General features: G+C 41.1%; 15 protein-coding genes. 2 read left to right on the top strand and 13 right to left on the bottom strand.

Annotated features, from left to right (window positions below; genetic code table 11):
- Positions 1 to 2: 2 nt before the first annotated feature.
- The 12 genes from ACG59Z_RS05575 to ACG59Z_RS05520 form a co-directional block, all read right to left on the bottom strand.
- On the bottom strand, positions 3 to 1,814 hold the full coding sequence (locus ACG59Z_RS05575) for a monovalent cation/H+ antiporter subunit D (RefSeq protein ID WP_311070251.1): 1,812 nt from the start codon (positions 1,812 to 1,814) through the stop codon (positions 3 to 5).
- Positions 1,814 to 2,182 carry a Na+/H+ antiporter subunit C gene (locus ACG59Z_RS05570; protein ID WP_000624229.1) on the bottom strand — a complete coding sequence of 123 codons (369 nt, stop codon included), beginning with the start codon at positions 2,180 to 2,182 and terminating at the stop codon, positions 1,814 to 1,816. The genes ACG59Z_RS05575 and ACG59Z_RS05570 overlap by 1 nt, the downstream gene beginning before the upstream one ends.
- Positions 2,179 to 5,028 (bottom strand): monovalent cation/H+ antiporter subunit A, encoded by a 2,850-nt coding sequence (locus ACG59Z_RS05565; RefSeq protein WP_400198275.1) that lies wholly within the window; start codon positions 5,026 to 5,028, stop codon positions 2,179 to 2,181. The genes ACG59Z_RS05570 and ACG59Z_RS05565 overlap by 4 nt, the downstream gene beginning before the upstream one ends.
- Before the next feature lie 314 nt (positions 5,029 to 5,342).
- Positions 5,343 to 6,725 carry an AAA family ATPase gene (locus ACG59Z_RS05560; RefSeq protein ID WP_396519867.1) on the bottom strand — a complete coding sequence of 461 codons (1,383 nt, stop codon included), beginning with the start codon at positions 6,723 to 6,725 and terminating at the stop codon, positions 5,343 to 5,345.
- 23 nt (positions 6,726 to 6,748) lie between these two features.
- On the bottom strand, positions 6,749 to 8,251 hold the full coding sequence (locus ACG59Z_RS05555) for a UvrD-helicase domain-containing protein (RefSeq protein ID WP_343568494.1): 1,503 nt from the start codon (positions 8,249 to 8,251) through the stop codon (positions 6,749 to 6,751).
- A 9-nt stretch (positions 8,252 to 8,260) separates the two neighbouring features.
- Complete coding sequence (gene hisIE, locus ACG59Z_RS05550) at positions 8,261 to 9,034, bottom strand: bifunctional phosphoribosyl-AMP cyclohydrolase/phosphoribosyl-ATP diphosphatase HisIE (protein ID WP_263612811.1); 774 nt, start codon at positions 9,032 to 9,034, stop codon at positions 8,261 to 8,263.
- A 173-nt stretch (positions 9,035 to 9,207) separates the two neighbouring features.
- Positions 9,208 to 9,594, bottom strand: coding sequence for a VOC family protein (locus ACG59Z_RS05545; protein WP_400198272.1), 387 nt, complete (start codon positions 9,592 to 9,594; stop codon positions 9,208 to 9,210).
- 26 nt (positions 9,595 to 9,620) lie between these two features.
- Positions 9,621 to 10,934, bottom strand: coding sequence for an FAD-dependent oxidoreductase (locus ACG59Z_RS05540; protein ID WP_400198270.1), 1,314 nt, complete (start codon positions 10,932 to 10,934; stop codon positions 9,621 to 9,623).
- A 121-nt stretch (positions 10,935 to 11,055) separates the two neighbouring features.
- The gene (locus ACG59Z_RS05535; protein ID WP_400198268.1) at positions 11,056 to 12,675 is read right to left on the bottom strand and encodes an ABC1 kinase family protein; all 1,620 of its coding nucleotides are present in this window, start codon (positions 12,673 to 12,675) and stop codon (positions 11,056 to 11,058) included.
- A 12-nt stretch (positions 12,676 to 12,687) separates the two neighbouring features.
- Complete coding sequence (locus tag ACG59Z_RS05530) at positions 12,688 to 13,356, bottom strand: SCP2 domain-containing protein (protein WP_400198266.1); 669 nt, start codon at positions 13,354 to 13,356, stop codon at positions 12,688 to 12,690.
- A gap of 11 nt (positions 13,357 to 13,367) precedes the next feature.
- Positions 13,368 to 14,315: a bifunctional demethylmenaquinone methyltransferase/2-methoxy-6-polyprenyl-1,4-benzoquinol methylase UbiE gene (gene ubiE / locus ACG59Z_RS05525; protein WP_400198265.1), complete on the bottom strand. Its 948-nt coding sequence runs from the start codon at positions 14,313 to 14,315 to the stop codon at positions 13,368 to 13,370.
- Positions 14,316 to 14,463: 148 nt separating this feature from the next.
- Positions 14,464 to 15,171 carry an FFLEELY motif protein gene (locus ACG59Z_RS05520; RefSeq protein ID WP_075383397.1) on the bottom strand — a complete coding sequence of 236 codons (708 nt, stop codon included), beginning with the start codon at positions 15,169 to 15,171 and terminating at the stop codon, positions 14,464 to 14,466.
- 209 nt (positions 15,172 to 15,380) lie between these two features.
- Here ACG59Z_RS05520 and ACG59Z_RS05515 point away from each other — a divergent pair, with 209 nt between their 5' ends.
- Complete coding sequence (locus tag ACG59Z_RS05515; protein WP_263612818.1) at positions 15,381 to 16,799, top strand: phosphate--AMP phosphotransferase; 1,419 nt, start codon at positions 15,381 to 15,383, stop codon at positions 16,797 to 16,799.
- A gap of 22 nt (positions 16,800 to 16,821) precedes the next feature.
- Here ACG59Z_RS05515 and ACG59Z_RS05510 read toward each other — a convergent pair whose 3' ends face one another.
- Positions 16,822 to 17,328 carry a hypothetical protein gene (locus ACG59Z_RS05510; protein ID WP_400198262.1) on the bottom strand — a complete coding sequence of 169 codons (507 nt, stop codon included), beginning with the start codon at positions 17,326 to 17,328 and terminating at the stop codon, positions 16,822 to 16,824.
- Between the two features lie 170 nt (positions 17,329 to 17,498).
- Between ACG59Z_RS05510 and ACG59Z_RS05505 the strand changes: the two genes are divergently transcribed.
- Complete coding sequence (locus ACG59Z_RS05505) at positions 17,499 to 21,134, top strand: exodeoxyribonuclease V subunit gamma (RefSeq protein WP_400198261.1); 3,636 nt, start codon at positions 17,499 to 17,501, stop codon at positions 21,132 to 21,134.
- Positions 21,135 to 21,137 lie beyond the last annotated feature (3 nt).

Raw genomic sequence — 21,137 nt, 5'->3', positions numbered from 1 at the left:
TGTTATGGCTCCATAGGTTTCAGTTGACTTTCATCAGCAATGGTTGGTGTTTGCAATTTTTCTTGCTGCTGAATTTGGCGATGTTTATATTCAGAAATATGTACACCGTTGAATGTGTCTTTAGAAATAATGTCCGGAACGAGGTAGGCATTATGATCTTCAACTTCTCCACCGTATTTTGTTTCAGGTAAATAAGTTGAGTCATAAGGCTGGACACTAATGACTTCACCATTTTGATCAGTCTTAAGAATAGATTGCTGATATAAGGCATGATTTTGAATTTGCTGAGCAGTACTTGTGGTGTAGTGCAACACAGGTGAAGCAAACACGACATAAGCCACTAAACCTGCAAGCAAAATATAAATCACTGAATCATTACGTGGCGGTGCTCGTTCAGGTAAAGCACGATAAATAATATACGCAGGATTGATTGGGTCTTCCTCTGGTGGTGAAGCACGCCAGAATAAAATAAATCCGACTCGTGTTAACGCAATAATGCTTAATAGACTGACCACAAGCACAATACCAATGACCCAGCCTTGATATGCAGTTTCAACAGTCGCTTGTAAAATAAATACTTTACCAAAGAAGCCACTAAAAGGTGGTAAACCTGCGAGCATCATTGCAATTAAGAAATAAGTCAGCATCGCTGCTTTTTCTTGCTTAATTCTTGGCGCAATTTTTAAATGGTCTTTAAAGTCACCACGCTGTGACGTCATCCAGCCACAGAACAAGTAAAATGCTGCACCAATCAGTGTACTGTGAACTAAATAGAATAGTGCTCCTGACCACGCTTGTGTATTTGACATAGCAATGGCAGTCAATAATGTGCCAATCGAAGACAGCACCATAAAACCAACAAAACGTCTAAGGCGATCTGCACCGATTGCTCCAATCACACCGTATAGAGACGTAATTAAGCCAATTGGAAGTAACCAACTTTTAAAGATTTCTTGGCTAAGTACATCGTTAAATACCGTTCCATTGACACGCAAAATGGCATAGATGCCTACTTTGGTCATAATGGTAAAAATCGCTGCGACAGGTGTACTTGCAACCGCATAAGTTTTTGGTAGCCAAAAACCAACTGGTAGCATGGCCGCTTTAATACCAAACACGACAAATAAGAGTAAGGCGCCAGCGACTGCTAATTTATGCTGGTCTGCATCTAAAGTTGGTAAAAGGCGTGAAACGTCAGTCATATTTAGACTGCCTACACTGCCATAAATCATACCAAGGCCAATTAAGAATAGAGCAGAGGCTAAAAGGTTGATAATGACATAGTGTACGCCAAGCTGAAAACGCGGTTTGCCTTGTCCATGTAGCAACAAGACATACGACGCCATGAGCAAGATTTCAAAGAAAACAAATAGGTTGAATAAGTCGCCTGTCAGAAATGCTCCGCATAATCCCATTAAAAGAAAATGGAATATGGCGTGGAAATAGCGACCTCTGGTATCCCAGTTTTCACTGGCATACCATAAAACTGGAACTGCTAATGCATAGGTTAAAACCAGCATAAATGCAGAAAGTCGGTCGAGTACCAGCACAATACCAAACGGTGCTGACCACTCGCTTAACTGGTAAACCGTGATTTGACCAGTATTTGCAACGATTAGATAACTAATCGCAGTGACTAAACCAGCAATTGCTGAGACGAGGCTAATGCCACGACGCCAAGGTTGTCGCCAATCTTCTTTTAATGCACCGGCGCCAGGGTTACCTAAAAGCAATAAGATAAAACCAGTGAATGCCGGGATGAGGATACTGAAAATTGGTGTATTAGCTTGCCAAAAAGATAAAAAATCAAACATCACGGCTCATCCTCACGTGGGTCGTATGTTGGAGAAATATCTTCTTTAGCATCAACGTGGTCACTACCTGATTCATAACGGCTGCGTAAAGCCAGTTGTACAATAAACGCTGTGGTCGCAAAACCGATAACGATTGCAGTTAAAACAAGTGCTTGTGGAAGTGGATCTGTAATATTGGTGGTTTCAGTCAGGATTGCTGGTGAGCTCACTTGCAAGCGACCCATCGCAAACAAAAATAGGTTAACTGCATAACCGAGTACGGCTAATCCCAATACCACAGGGAAGGTACGTGCACGTAAAATGAGATAGATGCCTGTCGCAACAAGTAGCCCAATGGCAGAGGCCAGTAAGAATTCTAAACTGATCATGATGATTTCTCCCCATGAGGTACAGGACCAGACATACTCGAATGGCGAGAGTCCCCTAATACAGAAATGAGTAGCATAGTGGCACCTACCACTGTGATATACACACCCAAATCAAAGCTTGCTGCTGAAGCCAGATGTAGTTTTCCTAAAACTGGTAACTCAACATAGACGTGCGCACTGGTTAAGAATGGACGTGCCCAGAACCATGCAGCAATACCTGTTAAGCCTGCAATTGTTAAACCGGAACCAATCCAGACCTCATAAAGACGACCCGATTGTGCTTTTAACATTTGTTCTGCTTGGTCTTGACCTAAAGCAATGTACTGAATAATAAGTGCCATTGAGGTAATTAAACCTGCAATAAAACCACCGCCAGGGTAGTTATGTCCACGCATAAAGATATAGACACTTACCACCAGCGCTAAAGGTAACACCCAAGAGGCTGTAATGCGGAACATGAGCGGAGATGGGTTAAAGCGATAGGTGAGGCCTTGTGTCATGGTGGTGCCGTGTACGCGCATGCCATCCATAAGACAGAGCGCGCCAATCGCAGCAATCCCTAGTACGGTAATTTCACCAAAGGTATCGAAACCACGGAAGTCAACTAAAATGACATTTACAATGTTAGAGCCGCCGCCAAGTGGTAAAGATTGCTGAGCAAAGAACCATGAAATCGAATTATGGTCACGCGTTAAAATGAGCCACGTAATCCAGCCAATACCTAAGCCACCAATGATTGCTAAAAATGCATCTCTCAAACGTCTAGAGCGAGTAGACTCATAAGGCGTAAGCTGTGGTAATAAAGATAAACTCATCAACAAAAGTACAGTCGTAACCACATCTACCGTAATTTGGGTGAGTGCTAGGTCAGGTGCTGACATAGTAACAAATACCATAGTAACCACGAGACCAATTGCACCACTAATGAGTACAGCTTTAATGCGCTCATGGTGGAACCAGAGCATCATCCAGCAACCCGAGAATAAGGTCAGCCAAAGAACAACTGCAATCCATGGTGCATGTGTGAGTTCGCGTGTACCTGTGGTAAGGCCTTGATTGAGTAAAGGCAAAGTGACCAGAATGATGCTAAAAGCAATCATTAAGAACAGGTAACTTTGTAGTGAACCATTCTCAGTTTTTTGTTTGATTTTACGACTAGTTAATAGCAAATGTTTTAAGAACAAATCAAATAAAACACGACCTTGTAAACGACCAAGTCGTGGATCGAGGTCGATTTTACGAATCATGCCATCTTTTGCTAAAGCAAAATAGAAAAGCGTGCCACCAATCAAAGCAATAATACTCATCACAAGAGGAGCATTAAATCCATGCCAGATTGCAAGATGAGTTCCTGCAAAATCAGGTTGCATTAGACTTGCACGTGTCACGCTATTAACTAAAGGCTCAACCAGTAGGGCAGGGAAAATACCAACAAAAATACATAACGTCGCAAGTAATATGGCTGGTGCTCGCATGCCAATCGGTGGTTCATGGGCATTTTTATTTGGTACTTGTTTACCCAATGGACCATCAAAAAATACGCCGTGCACTAAACGAATTGAATAACTGACTGCAAAAATACCGGCAAGCGTTGCAATAATACTTGCAAAAATAACAGCCGATCCTGAAAGGTTCGCCAACAGTTCGGTAAAGAACATTTCTTTAGAAATAAAGCCATTGGTCAGTGGAACACCTGCCATTGATGCCGCGGTAATCATGGTGAGCGTTGCGGTAAATGGTAACAGCTGCCAAACACCACTTAATTTTCTAAGATCACGTGTACCTGTTTCATGGTCAATAATCCCTGCAATCATAAACAGGGCAGCTTTAAAGGTAGCATGGTTAATAATATGGAAAATTGCCGCAGCAACCGCTAAAGGTGAACCAATACCTAATAAGCAGACAATAAGACCTAAATGACTAATAGTGGAGTAAGCCAATAACCCTTTTAAATCTTCTTTAAAGATGGCAAAGCATGCAGCCATACAGAGTGTAAATAGGCCGACGAACGTGACAATGTTGTGATAAAGCGCGGCACCAATAAAGATAGGTAGAAGACGTGCTAATAAGAAAATACCTGCCTTAACCATGGTTGCAGAGTGCAAATAAGCCGACACCGGAGTGGGTGCTGCCATTGCATTGGGTAACCAAAAATGGAAAGGGAACTGAGCACTTTTAGTAAAAGCACCGAGTAAAATAAGCAAAAGCATCGGAACGAAAAGATGATGACTTTGAATAAGGTCTTTCATTCCGACAATATCATTAATTTCGTAGGTTCCTGTGATTTGTCCTAATAAGACAAATCCACCTAGCATGGCGAGTCCACCCATACCTGTAATGGTAAGTGCCATACGCGAGCCACGTTGAGCAGCTTCGTAATGACTCCAGTAACCGACTAATAGGAAGGATGAAATACTGGTAAGTTCCCAAAACACTAATAAAATAATTAAATTGTTAGAAAGGGAAATACCCAGCATTGCTGCCATAAACAGCATGAGTAATAAATAGAGTTTACTTAATGAATTTTTAGGGCCTAGATAATAATAGGCATAAATATAAATGAGTGTACCGATACCGGTAATAAGAAGAGAAAATAATAAACCAAGGGCATCAAGTCTAAAGCTTAGATTAATTCCTAATTGCGGTAACCAATCCCAACTTTGTTGAATGCTTGCACCACCAAGCACAGTTTTAGCCTGAGTCAGTAATAAACCAAAACTGGTTAAACTGACTCCGATCGCCCCTAAAGCCGTTACTCCACGTGAAAACCGTTGAAGCAATGAAACAAGGGTGGTGCCTAATATTAACGGTAATAAGATAATTATCGGTAGCACACTCGTATCCATATATAATTTAGACCGAAGCCTAAAGGTGAAATTTTAATTTCAGAATAGATAGGAATTCAAAGAGATTTCCAAAGCTTATATTCTGAAAACCCGACCAAATTAGAAAAATAAAGCGAGAAACAAGTTGTATTGCGCAACTTGAATAATAAAAACGCAAAATGAAATTTATTGTACACTAAAAAATCATTAAAAATCTGATGTTATTACATGCGGTAACAACATCTAGTGATTTTTCAGCTCAAAAAACAGATTTCATCGTATATTTAGCGAATCCGGTTTTTATTATAAAAATTGAGCTATATGGATAATAAATTTTAAAGAGATGAGGTTTCTTCCGAAGTATCTCCTGTATGAATCATACGTAATAATTCATTTTTTTGTTGTTCATTTAAGCTTTGGATTTGCTGATACAAATTGTCAATTTGAGTGGTTGTAGGTTCGGTATCAAGTGGCAATGGATCTATATGCGGCGCTAAAACTTCATCTCGGTGCAAGAGGGTGTAAAGGTGTTCAAGCTGCTGCTGAGCCGTATTTAAATCAAGTTGGCTTGCTTTGCCATGTTCTAATTTAAGGCATTGATAAGCAGTTGCATGTTCAAGTAACTCTTCACGGCTTCCAGTCACTATAATTTGTAAACGCGGAAATGCCTGATGAAGTCGATTTAAAATTTCTGAGCAATGCAGAGCATCTAGTTGTGAATCGATCTGGTCAATTAACAAAATTCCTTCGCCTTCAAGGCAAGGGTCTAAGCTCAATGGGTTGAGCAAACAAAGTCTGCGAACCACATCGCCTACGAGTGCAATCCATGTTTTTGTGGTATTGGAAAGTTGTTGAAAGGCTAAAGCTTCACCCTTGTAATGTGCCATAAGTTGAAGACGTGGATGATATTGTAAATAGATGTCTTCAAGTTCTGGAAAAATAATCTTTAATGCCGATTTCAGCGCATATAAATTTGGTGAAGGCAGTTGTTTAGGCTGCCCTGTCAATTCGATTTGAAGTTGACGCAAAAGTTCTTCCTGATTTTGTGGGTTTGATTGTCGGGAAATAATTCGTTGTACAACATGAGCTGCTTGTGCATTTTCAATATCGCTAATTTCACGTAGCCATTCAAAAAAACGAGCAAAGGTGGTAAACGGGATTAAGCTAATTTCATAAGCAGAAATAGACTGAGTAATCCCTGGCAGGTTTTTATTCAGCAAATTTATATCGTTAACAAATCGCTCAGATGGGTAGTAAGCAAGTAAGGGAAGGCCTTGAAGTGGGTCTTTTCTTGTGACTTGATGATAAAGGGTAATGGTTTGATCGAGCTGCTGAGTTTCAACTTGACTAATTCCTACGCCAGTTGCATTTAAGGTTTTAAATAGTTTCCAGCTACAAACAGATGTATCGGTTTGCTGTGCGGATGTGGTTTCAGGCAGTTGCCCGAACTCTGAGGGAATATGAATGCTGACTTCTATTTTAGACTGTAACCGAGAATGGGTAATGTCTTGATCAGGCATAACTACGCCCGGGGTACGAACATCTTTCAAGCGAGCAGGAAACCACGTTAAAGCATGGTAAATATGCTTGAGTAGCATACTTTTACCGGTTGCCTGCTCACCTAAAATTAAAGTAATCGGTTGTTTATCATATTGAAACTGGATCTTTAGGTCATGAAACAGAGCAACATGTTTAAATTGGATGGATTCAAGTCTCATAGGCTCACCTAATTATGAGCGCTTCAACCAACCGACTTACGAAGACTTAAAGGCGCCCTTACTTTTAATTGTTGTATCAGATCATAAAGATGATGGATGTTTAGACTTACTTTAGCACGAGTACAGGCCACGTAAAGTAATCTTAATTCCTCATCTGTAATCTTGTGTTCTAAGCCATTAATTTTAAATTGATAGTCATCTTCAATATGAACACGATTCCACTCTAGTCCTTTTGCTTTATGGGCGGTTGAGATGACATAGTCAGCTTGCTCAAGGGGAGTAATTTTAGCAAGCGCTTTTTTTAATGGATCAGTACCGTGATCATCTACCAGTTTAACCAAAGGTTTGATGTCACTTCCTTCATTGGTTTCACAGTATTCATGCACATCATGCCATGAGTTAAACCATGCTAACTCGGGAACGTCTGTAACTCGTTTTCCTTGCTTCAAGAGGCTTGCGGCATCTACAAAACGGTTTAGTTTTTGATGATCTGCCTGCAAACTTACTTTATCGCCGTGAACTAAGCCTGCTAATAAAAGCTCCATTGCGCGAGCATTGGTACGACACAAAATCGCATCACGCATTTTGGTATGTGGCTTATTGACTACACTCGATTTTTGGTTCGGATTACCAAGCAGAGGAACAGTCTCATTTAAACCACCTAACAACGCATTGGCGACATCGGCAATCGCCTCTCCAAAACGGAAAGAAGTCGTTAAGCGAGACTCTGGCAAAGGCAGTTGTTGCATGGCATTAACTGCACCGCGCCATGCGTAGATTTGCTGATGTGCATCGCCTACATAAATAACCTGTGTACTTTTTTGACGAAGTAAGATACCCAACATTAAAGGATCAGCATCTTGTGCTTCATCAAATAAGACATAATCGGCCGGAATATTAGGCTCAGACAATGCCCAAAGTTTGAGGTAAATATCGTGACCAATTCCGGCTTGATGATTTGGATCGATAGACTCTAACCAGCGCCGTTCTACAGCTGGGTAAAGGTGAGTTTGAAGTGCAGTAATATCGTCTGGATGTAACCAGTTTGGCGCCTGAATGTGTCGAGGAGCTGGGTATTGTGAGCTAGTCGAACAGAAATAACTCACCGCATTGGCGACAAGACTTGCGAGGCGACTTGGCATTAAGACGTATTTTTCATAACGTCCGCCCATCATGCGTCGTAACGTAATTGGTTCTAGTCGATATTCTTTGGCAATAAAGCTTGGACTTAAGCGAGGTAGGCGTAATTTATCAGTCACACCACGTGGCACACTGCGAAATGCGAGTGAATGGAAAGTACGGCAGTCTACATTGCGATGAAATTTGTTTTGAGCTTCACCAGCAATGGCTTTGTTAAAAGCCAAATACATACCGCGCCGTTCAGGCATGGCATCGCTAATCATTTGTAATGTAGTAGTTTTACCTGTACCCGCATAGGCAATCACTTTAAATGATTGCCCAAGACGTCCGTTATCTATGGCAATTGCTTGCTCATAGGTGGCTTTAGGTTTTTCGATATTCGACACTGAGTGATTTTAAACCTTGTTACGGTTAGCTTTTTCAACTAAACCAGATAAACCCTGACGACGAGCTAATTCGTCAATAATAAGTTGTGGATTAAGATCGAAATAACCCAACATGACAATGCTATGGAACCACAAATCGGCAGTTTCATAAATCAAGTCATTTAAATTGCTTTCTGTATTTTGAGCAGCGTAGTCTTTCGCTGCAATAATAGTTTCTACGCCTTCTTCGCCAACTTTTTCTAAAATTTTATTGATGCCTTTTTTGTAGAGGCTTGCCACATATGAAGTGTCTGCTTCTGCTTGCTTACGCTCTTGCATCAATTGCCCTAAGTGAGCGAGTACATCCACTTGTTCAGTAGTATGAGCATGATCGTGGCTTTCAGTTTTAGCTTTGTCACCATAAATTGCAGTAGGGTCTTTTAATTGTGCATCGACAATTTCCCAGCCCTGTGGGGTAAGTTTACGGTAGAAACAAGACTCACGACCTGTATGGCACGCGATACCGCCGTGTTGCTCAACTTGTAATACGATTACATCACCATCGCAGTCTAAACGAATTTCATAAACCGTTTGGAAATGGCCTGATTCTTCACCCTTGTGCCAAAGTTTTTGGCGAGAACGAGAAAAGTAAACAGCTTGATTTTTTTCTGCTGTGAGCGCAAGTGATTCACGGTTCATCCACGCCACCATCAAAATGCGTCCGGTTTGATGATGTTGAGCAATGGCAGGGATAAGACCTTGTTCGTTAAATTTTACTTCATCGAGCCATTGCGTGTTATTCATGAGGAATCACCAAAGAAATATAAACTATAAATTGATTTCAATCAGATGCTAAAAATAGCTTGTATAGTGTACGGCATCAACGTCGCTTTGCGGAAAAATTCTTTGTCCTTTTTGTCTTTGTCAGCGTAATGAATAGCTTGTAACGATTACCAACCGGTATCTTATTCAAATGACTAAGGCGTGAGGATATTTGAAATCTCAATCAAATTTTGATCTGGATCACGAATATAAACTGAAAGAATAGGGTGCACCGCACCCGTACGTTCCACAGGACCTTCTTCAATTTGAATATTTAATTGATTAAGGTGTGCAACCACTTCTGAAATAGGGGTATCTGAAATAAAACACAGGTCGGCAGATCCAGGAGTCGGCTGTAATGCCTTAGGTTCAAACTCGTTACCTTGCTGGTGTAAATTTATTTTTTGATTTCCGAACTGTAGGGCCTTTCTATCACCTTTAAAAGTGATGACCTCAAACCCTAATACGGGTTGATAGAAATTACAGGTAGTTTCAATATTTGAGACGGTTAAAACAAGGTGATCAAGATGGCTGATCTTCATGTGTTACTCACTATTATTTGGTTGGGTTAATAGTCAGACAGAGATTCATTTTTTAAATGAAACGCACTGCTTTCTTTAGGTGCTTGAGCGACTTGATCATAATCAAGTTGCTGAAATGAACCTGTCTTTAATCCCGAAATTGTGATTGCCATTTCTTTTCGAAAATAAGGAATTTGATACATCCAAGGGAAAACTAAATCTCTTAAGCTTCCCGCCCACCAATGGTCAGATTGATAAAGTGGTGTTAATAAGCGACTAAGAAATTGATAAAACTGGGTGGATGAACGACGAAGCTGGTGGTAGTGCTGCCAGAGCAGGGACCAATCAATGTTTTGATTCTTTTTAGCTTGTTGTAGGGATTGAGAAAAAGCCCAAGCATCTAATAATGCCATATTGGCCCCTTGTCCTAACTGTGGACTCATTGCATGAGCGGCATCGCCAATCACCCCAATTCGTCCTTGACCAAATTGAGTCATGACGACATCACGGTAGTTTGCAGATAGCCATTTAGGCTGAGTTGGACTGTTATACAAAATCTTTTTTAGCCATTCTGCAACTGTGGGCCAACGCTCCGAGACTTGCTTTAACCAAGCTTGTTTCGCCTGTTCATCTTGCAAAAAGCTTTGTAATTGGGAGGTAGGTAAGCTCCAAAATATACTCGAAAGGCGCTGTTGAGGTTCTGTGGGAACTGCTCCTGTAGGAAGAATTCCCATCATAATTTTCGAGCGATCATAAAATTGATGCAGAATTTCAGCATCTAATACTTGGCACTCAGGCACGATACTCCATGCCGCACCCCACGGATAGGCTTGGTCAACCTTTACCCATGCTTTGGGGCGTAGCTGGCTACGAGCACCATTGGCAATGAGTAGGCCATCAAAGCAAGCATCAAACTTTTGGTTTTGATGACTGCCGAATATCCGAACTTCATCGTTATGTTCTTCAAAGCTTTCAACAGAATGGTTCATGCACCAAGTAATCTGGCTTGAATACTCGCTAAGCTTTTGAGTGAGTACATGACATAAAGTGGCTCGGTGTATACCTAGACCATAGAGGTTTGCTGATGCTTCGTGATAATGACTATTAACTAAAAGGCGCTTGTCTGGAAGCTGTCCTTCTAGGCCTGTGACTCTCGCACCTAATATTAAGGCTTTGTCGAGTACACCTAAATGTTCAAATACAGCTAAGCCTGCGGGTTGTAGTAATAACCCAGCACCTACCGGAGATAACTCATCAACTTGTTCAAAAATAGTTACTTTATTGCCTTCTCGGGCAAGCAAAATGGCAGTGGCTAAACCTGCGGTACCTGCACCAATAATGGCAGAATGAGGTGTTTTCATTGTTTGTTCTTTTCAAGCATTTATGAATGCTAATTTAGCAATGAACGAACAAGCGATCTATATTTTTAAAAATTAAAGTTAGCCATAAAAAAATCCCTTGCACTAGCAAGGGATTTAGAACTTATTTCAATATGCGCCAAAGCGCTAATAAGCTACTCAGCACAATTAAAATAATGGAAACAAACCAAGGGCTAATAATCGCAATGGTGAGCAAAATCAGCATGCTACTACCGAACATCCAGCTACGGCGTTGCTGATGTTCCATTTGCAATCGAAGTTGCTGCATTTCACGGAGCTGACGGTCTTGCCATGCAGACTGATTTTTTAAGCCATTTAAACTGTCAATAATTAAGCTTGGAAAATCCTGAGCACCTAAAAGCAGGTCGGGAAGTTGCTGACCTAGCTCTTTGACATTTTTAACTGGGTTCATATTGGACTTGACCCATTCTGTCAAAATTGGTTTTGCCAATTTCCAGATGTCGAGCTGCGGATAAAGATCGGTACCTAAGCCTTCTACATGCACTAAAGTTTTGAGTAGCAGCATGAGTTGTGGCGGGATTTCTAAATGGAAGCGACGCGCAATATCCATCACTTGAATTAAGATACCTGCAAAATCAAGTTGATCCATTGGTTTAGAAACCATTGGTCCAACAGTACGGCGCATCTCACGTGCTAAAGCGTCTTGGTCTGTACCCGGTGGAATCCAGCCAGCTTGGTGCACAATTTGAATAAGCTGCATAAAGTTGCTGTTCATTACAGCAAGCAACATGCGGGCAACTGTCATTTGGTCGTGTTTAGATAGCTCACCCATAATTGCACAGTCCAGTGCAATAAAGCGTGGATTGCTTGGATTGATGGTTTCTACAAAGACATTGCCGGGGTGCATGTCGGCATGGAAAAAGTTATCGCGGAATACTTGCGTAAAGAAAATGGTTAACCCTTTTTCTGCAAGTTGTGCACGGTCCATGCCTAAACGGTCAAAGGTTGCCGTATCTGAAATAGGCACACCAGTAATACGCTCAGCCACCATGACATCTTTGGTGTCCATGTAGACTTCTGGCACATACATCATGGATGAACCAGTAAAATAATGGCGCATACGACGGGTGTTATCTGCCTCAATACTCAAGTCCAACTCATTTAAAATGATCTGGCGGTAGTCTTGAATAATTTCAGTGAGATGCAACGCGCGAGCAGCTTCTAGGCGACTTTCTAAGGTATTGCCTAGCCAAGCTAAAATTTCAAAGTCTTGTAAAATCTGGCTGCGAATGTCTGGGCGAGTAACTTTAACAACAACTTCACGACCATCATGCAGTGCTGCTGTATGTACTTGTGCAATTGAAGCAGCAGCTAATGGTTGGTCATCAAAGCGAGCAAATAGTGTATTTACGTCTGCTTTTAAAGAATCTTGAATACGTTGTTTGGCAACATTGCTATCAAAAGGTTTGACTTGATCTTGAAGTAAGACCAATTGAGCGAGTATTTCAGGTGGAATCAGGTCGCGTCGAGTAGACAGTAACTGCCCAAGCTTAATTGCAAGCGGGCCCATATCTTCTAAAGCTTCTTTAAGCTTCAATGGGTTTTTGCGTTCACGACTCGACCATGCAGCTGGATGCATCTTAATAATATTTAATGCACGTTGAGCTTTAACAGGTAATTCATCCGCAGGGAACAACGTATCGAGTCTATAGTGCGCTGCAATACGCCAAAGTTCGAGTAAACGTGAAACGTGCGGAATCATATACAGTCTTACCTAGTCTTGAGTGGGTTGTAGTTGTGCATTGAGCTGCTGTAGCTTAGCTTCTAGACGGTCAATGTCTTGATTAAGCTTACGCGTAGCCTGATTTAAATCGTCCATTTCCCAACGTGGGGCAAATAAACCACTGTCTTCTTTTAAGGCATCTTCAGCAAAAAATAGATGGCTTTGCACGGAGCGTTTTAAATGCTTTGGTGCAAGTTGAATCTTGCCAATTTCATGAGCGAGTTGAGGGCCAACCCATTTTGATAAGTGCGCAGCTAAATCAGGTTCAGCTTGCTGCATAATTCTTTGAATATCCTGTAATAGGTGATAATCACCTTGAAGCGGGATATTACCAATCTGGTCTGGATCGCTGACCAATAGTTTGATCAGTTCAACCACATCTTTGACATGCAAAGTGGCTGTTGCTTCAGAAATTTTAAATTGTGGATCAAAAGGGCGTTGTTCAAAAATAGAAGGTTTTTCGCTGTGCCCAGTTGCAGTAGGTTCAAGACGTACTTTTTCTTGGTCAAAGAATACATCGACAGAAAGTTGCGGGCTATCGATGACCACACGCAACATTTTGCTCTGTAACTGATTGAGCTGAATGCGAGTTAATGCATCCAGATCGATCAGATGATGAATGATACGTTCGACTGCACCGAGTGCCAAAATCGACCACATATCGCTATCCCTTACAGTTTGAAACCGCGGTGAACAGCAACAATACCGCCAGTCAGGTTGTGATAGTCACAGTTCTGGAAGCCAGCATTTTCCATCATACCTTTTAAGGTGCGTTGGTCTGGGTGCATACGAATTGATTCAGCTAAATACTTATAACTTTCTGAGTCATTGGCAACCAATTTACCCATAATCGGTAAAGCAGTGAATGAGTAAAGGTCATAAAGTTTTGAGAATGGCTCAAATACTGGTTTAGAAAACTCAAGAATCAGTAAACGACCACCTGGCTTAAGCACACGGAACATAGAAGCAAGTGCAGCATCTTTATCTGTCACGTTACGTAAACCAAAGCTAATGGTGACAAGATCAAAACTGTTGTCTGCAAATGGCTCTAATGTTTCTGCATTGGCAAGAACGAAATCGACATTAGTACAACCAGCATCAATCAAACGATCACGACCAACATTCAGCATAGATTCGTTAATGTCTGAAAGTACCACATGACCTTGAGAACCAACTTCACGGCTAAATACTTTTGCTAAGTCGCCTGTACCGCCAGCAATATCTAACACATGTTGACCACGGCGAACACCAGACATGTTAATTGCAAAGCGTTTCCACAAACGGTGGATACCAAATGACATTAAGTCATTCATCAAGTCATATTTGCTTGCAACCGAGTGGAATACTTCTGCAACTTTTTGAGCTTTATCTTCAGTTTTAACAGTTGAGAAACCAAAGTGAGTTGTTTCACCAACGTTGCCAGTATTGCTAGCACCACGTGGTAAATTGTATTTCGGTACAGAACCGCTAACAGGTGTATCTGTTAAGGTTTGCTGTAAAGTTTGTTGTTGCCCTTGAGGAGTACCTTGCGGTAAAGGTGAGCTTAGGAATGGGCTAACTTTGTCTGAACTTTGTGCCTGCTCAGTTGGAGATGTTGGCTTTTGGTTTTCGTTAGACATATTGTCTCTCCTAGACTCAAACTCAAGTGAAACGGAATAAGTTCTGCATGATGACAGATTTTGTCTATTTTTACAGGCATCATCATGCAAATATAATGAATAAAATCTCAACTTCGCGAGGTTGAGTTTTTTCTATGTGCCGACCTTATCACACTCTAAACGGATTCGGATGTCCTGAATGTACTTTTTCAACAATCTGACGTTCTTTTTCCGTAAAAGTCTTAATAAAAGCCTCAGCCGATTTTAATGGTTTCATTGCGCTAAAACCATCCTGAATAAAATCATACATCAATTCGAAGTGGTATTTTTGAGCAATACCTTTACACATTTTAAAAGCAGTAAACATCATAAATGAACGCATGTATTTATCTAACGCTACCCCTAAGTCATCAAGAAGGGCAAGTTGCTGGTAACGAGCTTCTGCCTGATCAAGCTTGATTAAGGTTAAACGCATGATCTCGTCAGTGAGTACTGTATCGGCAGGGTAGTCTTCAAGAAGCTGCATTGCTACTTGTTCATCAAGTTGAGTTGCAAGTACAGCCAGACTTACCGATTTTGTTCCTGTTTTAATTGCATTTTCAGGTAGGACTTTTTCGGCTTTATGCGCATATTTCAATAAACGTTCAATTTGTGCTGCAAGTGCATCAAACTCTGGACCACCATATAAACGGTTTAAAAAATACTCTGACATGAGCTTGTGCTCTGGCAAATTAAAAAAGTCGTGATGAGTATCTTTCATCCGCTCTTTTAGCCATGTTTGTACATCTTGCAAACGTTGGGCAAGCACTGGATTATCGTGATAATTAAATGTTTTATATTGTTGTAAAAGATCATCAAAAGCAGCGAGTTTAGACATTTAAGGCTCTAATATTGGGCTATTTGCAAAAAATCATAAGAGGCATTGTAACCTTCTACTATGGCGAGTAGATGTAAAAAAAATGATTTATGCGTCAATTTTTAGACAGAATTTTGGCGCAATGACATAATTTGTATAGCAATTCATCATCTAAGCGCATAAGTTAAATAACGACGAAATTAAACAATAAAAGATTAGAGCAGTGGACTATGAGTGAACAACAACCAAAATTTGAAATTCGAGATGAGGAACAGCTTTCAGTCGATTTGATTGAAGCACAATATGCTTTAAAAGATAGTCGGGGCAAAAAAAATGCTAAAAGTACACTCATTTTAATGAGTGGTATTGAACTGGCTGGAAAAGGCGAGGCTGTTAAGCAGCTTCGAGAATGGTTAGATCCAAGATATTTACGCGTAAAAGCAGATGCACCGCGTGTGCTGACAGATACCGAAGCTTTTTGGCAGTCATATTCAGAGTTCATTCCAACTGAAGGCCAGATTGTGGTGATGTTTGGCAATTGGTATAGCGACTTGTTGGTTACCGCAACGCATGTGTCGGAACCTTTGGATGATGCTCGTTTTGATGCCTATGTGGAAAACATGCGGGCGTTTGAACAGGATTTAAAAAATAACTATGTCGATGTGATTAAGGTTTGGTTTGACCTTTCGTGGAAGTCACTGCAAAAACGTTTAGATAAAATAGACCCTTCTGAACAGCACTGGCATAAGCTTCACGGTTTAGATTGGCGCAATAAAAAACAATACGACACTTTGCAAAAGTTACGCCGCCGTTTTACCGACGACTGGTACATTATTGATGGTGAAGATGAAAAACAGCGAGATCAATTTTTTGCCCAATACCTTTTGCAACATATGCGTGAATTGCCTGAACATGAAAGTGAAGTCAAAGGTAAATGGCAGCAGGCAAAGATTCCTGAAAGTTTGTTAAAACCTTCTAAAGAACAGCTCGATAAAGCTGATTACAAAAAAGAGCTCGATAAACTCAGTAAAAAAATTGCCGATACCATGCGTTTTGATAAACGTAATTTTGTGATTGCTTTTGAAGGAATGGATGCTTCGGGTAAAGGGGGTGCCATTAAACGAATTGTGAAAAACTTAGACCCGCGTGAATATGATATTCATTGTATTGGCGCACCTGAACGTTTCGAAGCAAGGCATCCTTATTTGTGGCGTTTTTGGAATCGTATTAATGAAGCTGAAAAAATTACAATCTTTGACCGTACTTGGTATGGTCGAGTGCTGGTAGAACGAGTTGAAGGTTTTGCATCGCCTTTAGAGTGGCAAAGGGCATACGACGAAATTAATCGCTTTGAAAAAGATTTATTTGATAGTGAAACCATTGTGGTAAAAATTTGGCTTGCGATTAGTAAAGATGAGCAAGAGCAACGCTTTAAAGCCAGAGAAGAGACACCGCATAAACGCTTTAAAATTACCGCAGAAGACTGGCGCAATCGTGATAAGTGGGATGACTATTTGAAAGCGGCAGCAGATATGTTTGAACGAACCAGTACCGAATATGCACCTTGGCATATTGTTGCCACTGATGATAAATATACTGCGCGTTTAGAAGTGTTAAGAGCTATTTTAAAACAGCTGAGAGCAGATTAAACTCTCAGCCGTGAATTTGATTTTAGTTTACAACCGTGCCACGACTTTTTTGTTGAATACGTTTAGCAAGGTTGTAGCTATCAGTAAGATGCGTTTGGGCTATTTTCTTCATCATAAAATAGCCTAAACCTGCTGCAACAATTTGCCCGCCTAATGGTATAAATTTAGTCACTTGCTTGGTGACAATTTTTCCAAAGAAACCATTAAACGTTTTTTTAACGGTGGTACGCGCGACCACAAAACCTGAAAATTGAAAGCCACGTTTACGCAATTCATCCCAATGAATGGTTTTTGTTTTTGGATCATAGACGCTGACATGTTCAGGTGCTAAACCAAAGCGGGCATTAATATCGGGAATAAGCTGTGACAAAATTCCCAAATCTACTACCACGTCAAAAAAAGGAATGGGTACAATTGCTGCACCAGCAGAGACGTAAGCTCTTTTTTGAATGAGCTCGTGACACTCATCGCGAATTTGTTCCAGATTTAGGCTAGGATCAATATAGTCAGGAATGTTATCAATTTTCATAATGTTTACCTGTAATGGGTTCCTTAAGGGTGCCTTCCAAACACAAGGCAAGTGACACCTAAAGTTAGATTATGCTGTGTTTAAACCAACGTGACATAGTCAGATTCAGTTGTATAGTAATGAATGTTTATGATTTTGTGCATAAATTATGCGAGTAGGATATGAAATAAATGGGCATCCATGTTATTCAAAGTCAACGTATTGATGTGTTGTTGCAGGGCGTACTGGCATCTACGTCCCAACCTTCAACGCATCCTTTACAGGTTTTGAAAGCCCAGCATTTTATTGTGCCAAGTCCTGCGGTAGAGCAATGGCTGATACAAAAACTTGCAGAACAACAAGGAATGAGCGCCAATTACCAGTTCCATCAACGTGTTCGTGGTTTCCAGTGGTATGCCTATCAACAGGTCCTCACAGCGCATAAGGAACAGGTTCGTAAGGCCAATATTCCACGCTTGATTTTTAAATGGCGTGTACATCAGGCATTACAAGAGTTTATTCAGCCTGATGAAATGAGTATAGATGACTCACATCCATTACATTCTATTGTTCAACGTATTTATGACAGCGCAGATCGGCTTGAACAAGGGATTGAGAAGCAGCTAAAAAAACAAAAAATGTTGTATTGGGTTGCCGAGCAGGTTGCCGATTTATTTAGTAACTACATGGTTTATCGGGGACAATGCCAACGTGGGTGTGAAAATACCTGTACTTGTCCAAATAACTGGTTAGCAGCGTGGGTACAAGGCCGAGCGCTGGATATCGAAAAGTATATTGCGCAGAAAGATAAAGAAATTTCTGCTTTTACTTTGCAGCAAACACAAGAATTAGAACGTTGGCAGCGCTGGTTGTGGCAGCAGCATTTTCATGATGATTTTATGCAAATGCAGCAAATTGACGAGCTGTTTTGGCAGGAATTAGACCATCCTGAGCGCCAGAAGAAAGCACTGTCTCGTTTGCCGGAGCAAATAGTCGTTTTTACTTTGCTAGATTTACCGCCTAGCCAGCTTCAGTTTTTGCGCCGTTTAGGACAATACATTGATGTTTTGATTTTGCACTATAACCCTTCACAGGAATATTGGGCCGATAGTGTCGATCCCCTGTGGAAACAACGTTATGACTTAGGTGTGAAAGAGCGTTTTATTGCGAAAAATCCTCAAGCGACTGATGCTGAAATTGCCGATTTCTTTGATAAATTTACGCTTAACTTTAATGCTGAGGCACGTGAGTCAAGGCATCCGCTTTTAACAAGACTAGGCAAACAAGCCCGCGACCACTTCTCATTACTTTCGAACTTGTCTACAGGTGAAGAAGGTAAATGGGTGGATGCCTTTGTAGATGATTTTCCTGAGAGTCTACTTGGCAAAGTTCAGTCAGATATTTTGCATCTGGTAGAACCACAGCCTAAACAATACGAACTTGCACCGAACGATGACTCCATTCAAATTCATGTTTGCCATTCAACATTGCGCCAACTTGAAGTATTGAAAGAGCAATTGATTGGCTGGTTGGCTAAACCACATGAACAGCCGCGTCGTCCAAATGATATTCTGGTTTTAGTACCTAACTTGGCAGAAGTTGAGCCTTTAATACGAAGTGTTTTTCCTGCTACAGCAACCGAGCAAGGTGTCCATTTACCCGTAAAAATTGCTGGTATTGCGTCACTCGATGCACTCAATGCATGGCGTGCCGTAATTGGCCGAATTCACCTTATGCAAGGGCGATTTAGCTTTGATGATTTCGCTGACTGGCTTGGTTTACATGCGACGCAGCAGCGCTATGCACTTGAATATGCTCAAGTAGAGCGAATTTTAAACTTACTTGCCGATGCAGGGTTTAAACGTGGTCTTGATGCAGAGCATCTGAAACGTAGCTTATGTGACGGTGATGATGATTATCGATATAGTTTTAAATTTGCTTTAGAGCGGTTAGCGCTCGGTATCGCAATTCCCGAACATGCTACATTTAATCAGGTACTCAGTTATGCCAAGGTTCAACCAGGCGATTTTGAGCTCATTGGTACGCTCATTCAGATTTATCAAGATTTAAATGAGCGCCGTGACTGGCTCATTATGCATGAGCAAAGAAAAGTTCATACCGTTGAATACTGGCTACAAGTGCTGTCGCAAGATATTGTCGAGTTTGAACAGGCCGGTGTTGCTGCTTTAAAAACTGCTCGGGAAATTGTGAAAAAACAAGAGCGTATGTTAACGCTCGCAAGCTACTATGCCGAGACAGAAACAGGCACCTTACGTAAAATCACCTTGCCTTTGCCTTATATTCTAGATGAGATTCAGCGAACTTTAGAAAATCAGACGGCTCAAGCTGAACCGACTGGACAGATTACCTTTGCTCAGATTGGACAAATTCGTCCCTTACCTTATCGCTTAATTGTGATGTTGAACTTGGATGCAGGGCAGTTTCCAAACCGTGATACGCATGTACCATTTGATTTGATGGATGCCTTACGTCAACAATTAGGTGATCGTTCCCGTCTTGAGGATGACCAAGGTGCTTTCTTAGATGCCTTACTTTTAGCTCAAGAAAACTTATGGCTGTTTTATAATGGCTTTGATGTCAATGACGGTGAAGTGAGAGATCCTTCTAGTATTCTTCAAGAGTTCCGTGAACATCTTGCGCTTATTGTAAAACCGGAGCCAGATGCACCCGATCGAGAAGTGATTGAAGGTATTGAAATTCCGTCTCAATTAAAACAACTCTACCATTTACATTATTTACAGCCGTTTGACCCTAAAGGTTTTATGGCTGAGAACAGTTACATTCGTTACCAAGATCACTGGTTTAATGTGGCAATGCAAATTCAGCAAGCATCTGGTGTTCTTAAGCCTTGGGCGAATACATCTTATCCTTTAGAAATACCTGACATGTTGGTTTTAGATAGCCATCAGTGGATACAAGATGTGACTTTCCCTGCACGACTTTATTTAAAAACTTTAGGTGTAGAAAACTTGGGAAGTGTGGGGGAGCTAGATCAGAACGAACCTTTGCTTTTAGATGGATTAGGCCGTTATACCATTCGACATTTTTTACAGCAAAATGAACAACAGGCACAGCCTGAGGCTCTACTTGATCAGTTGCCTGTAGGCAAAGTTCAGTACAGTGCTTGGCAACAGGGTATTTTTGAACAGGAATGCTTGCTTGAACGCCTTCATCATTATGCTCCAGCAGTCACGCAAACCACTCAGCGAAGCTGGCGAATTGCCAAACAGCTGCACATGAATATTACGGTGCCTAAATCTGAAACTCTGGATTGGGTCAGCATGGAAGCATCAAGTGCTCGGGCAAAAAGACGTGCAAAAGTCTGGTTAGAGTACCTGCTTTGGTTGGCCTATTTAAATGAGGGAAGTGCAGGAGCTGAAAGACGCCGTATAGTGGTTTTTAGTGATCAAACCGTAATCTGTAAAGGTATTAGTTCGGAGCAAGCTCGGCAGTATTTACAACCGTGGTTTAAGATCTGGCGTTATGCTCAACAGCAACCACTGGTGCTACCAGCAGCTTTAATGCTAAAGCCTCTGGAAAAAGCCAAGGTATATCAGTGGGAAACAACAAATCCGACAGAAAAAATAAAACTGGATGAGAAGAGTTATGCCGAGCTGTTAAAATACTGGAATGAAACAGGGTCATTTACCGCTATCGATATGACACAAAATGAAGCGTGTAAGTTGCATAAGGACTGGCGTTTCATTTTGCAAGAACAAGATGCACAAGCATTGCTTCAACATGCTTGTGATGAGTTTGCCTATGACCTGTATCATCCGGTTTTTCAATTTCAACATTCGGAGTAAGGC

This window comes from Acinetobacter sp. ABJ_C1_1 (assembly GCF_044684115.1).
In the GTDB taxonomy this organism is placed as follows: Bacteria; Pseudomonadota; Gammaproteobacteria; order Pseudomonadales; family Moraxellaceae; genus Acinetobacter; species Acinetobacter nosocomialis_A.
Note: the sequence above shows the minus strand (reverse complement) of the source record. Positions and strands in the feature narration are given on the sequence as shown.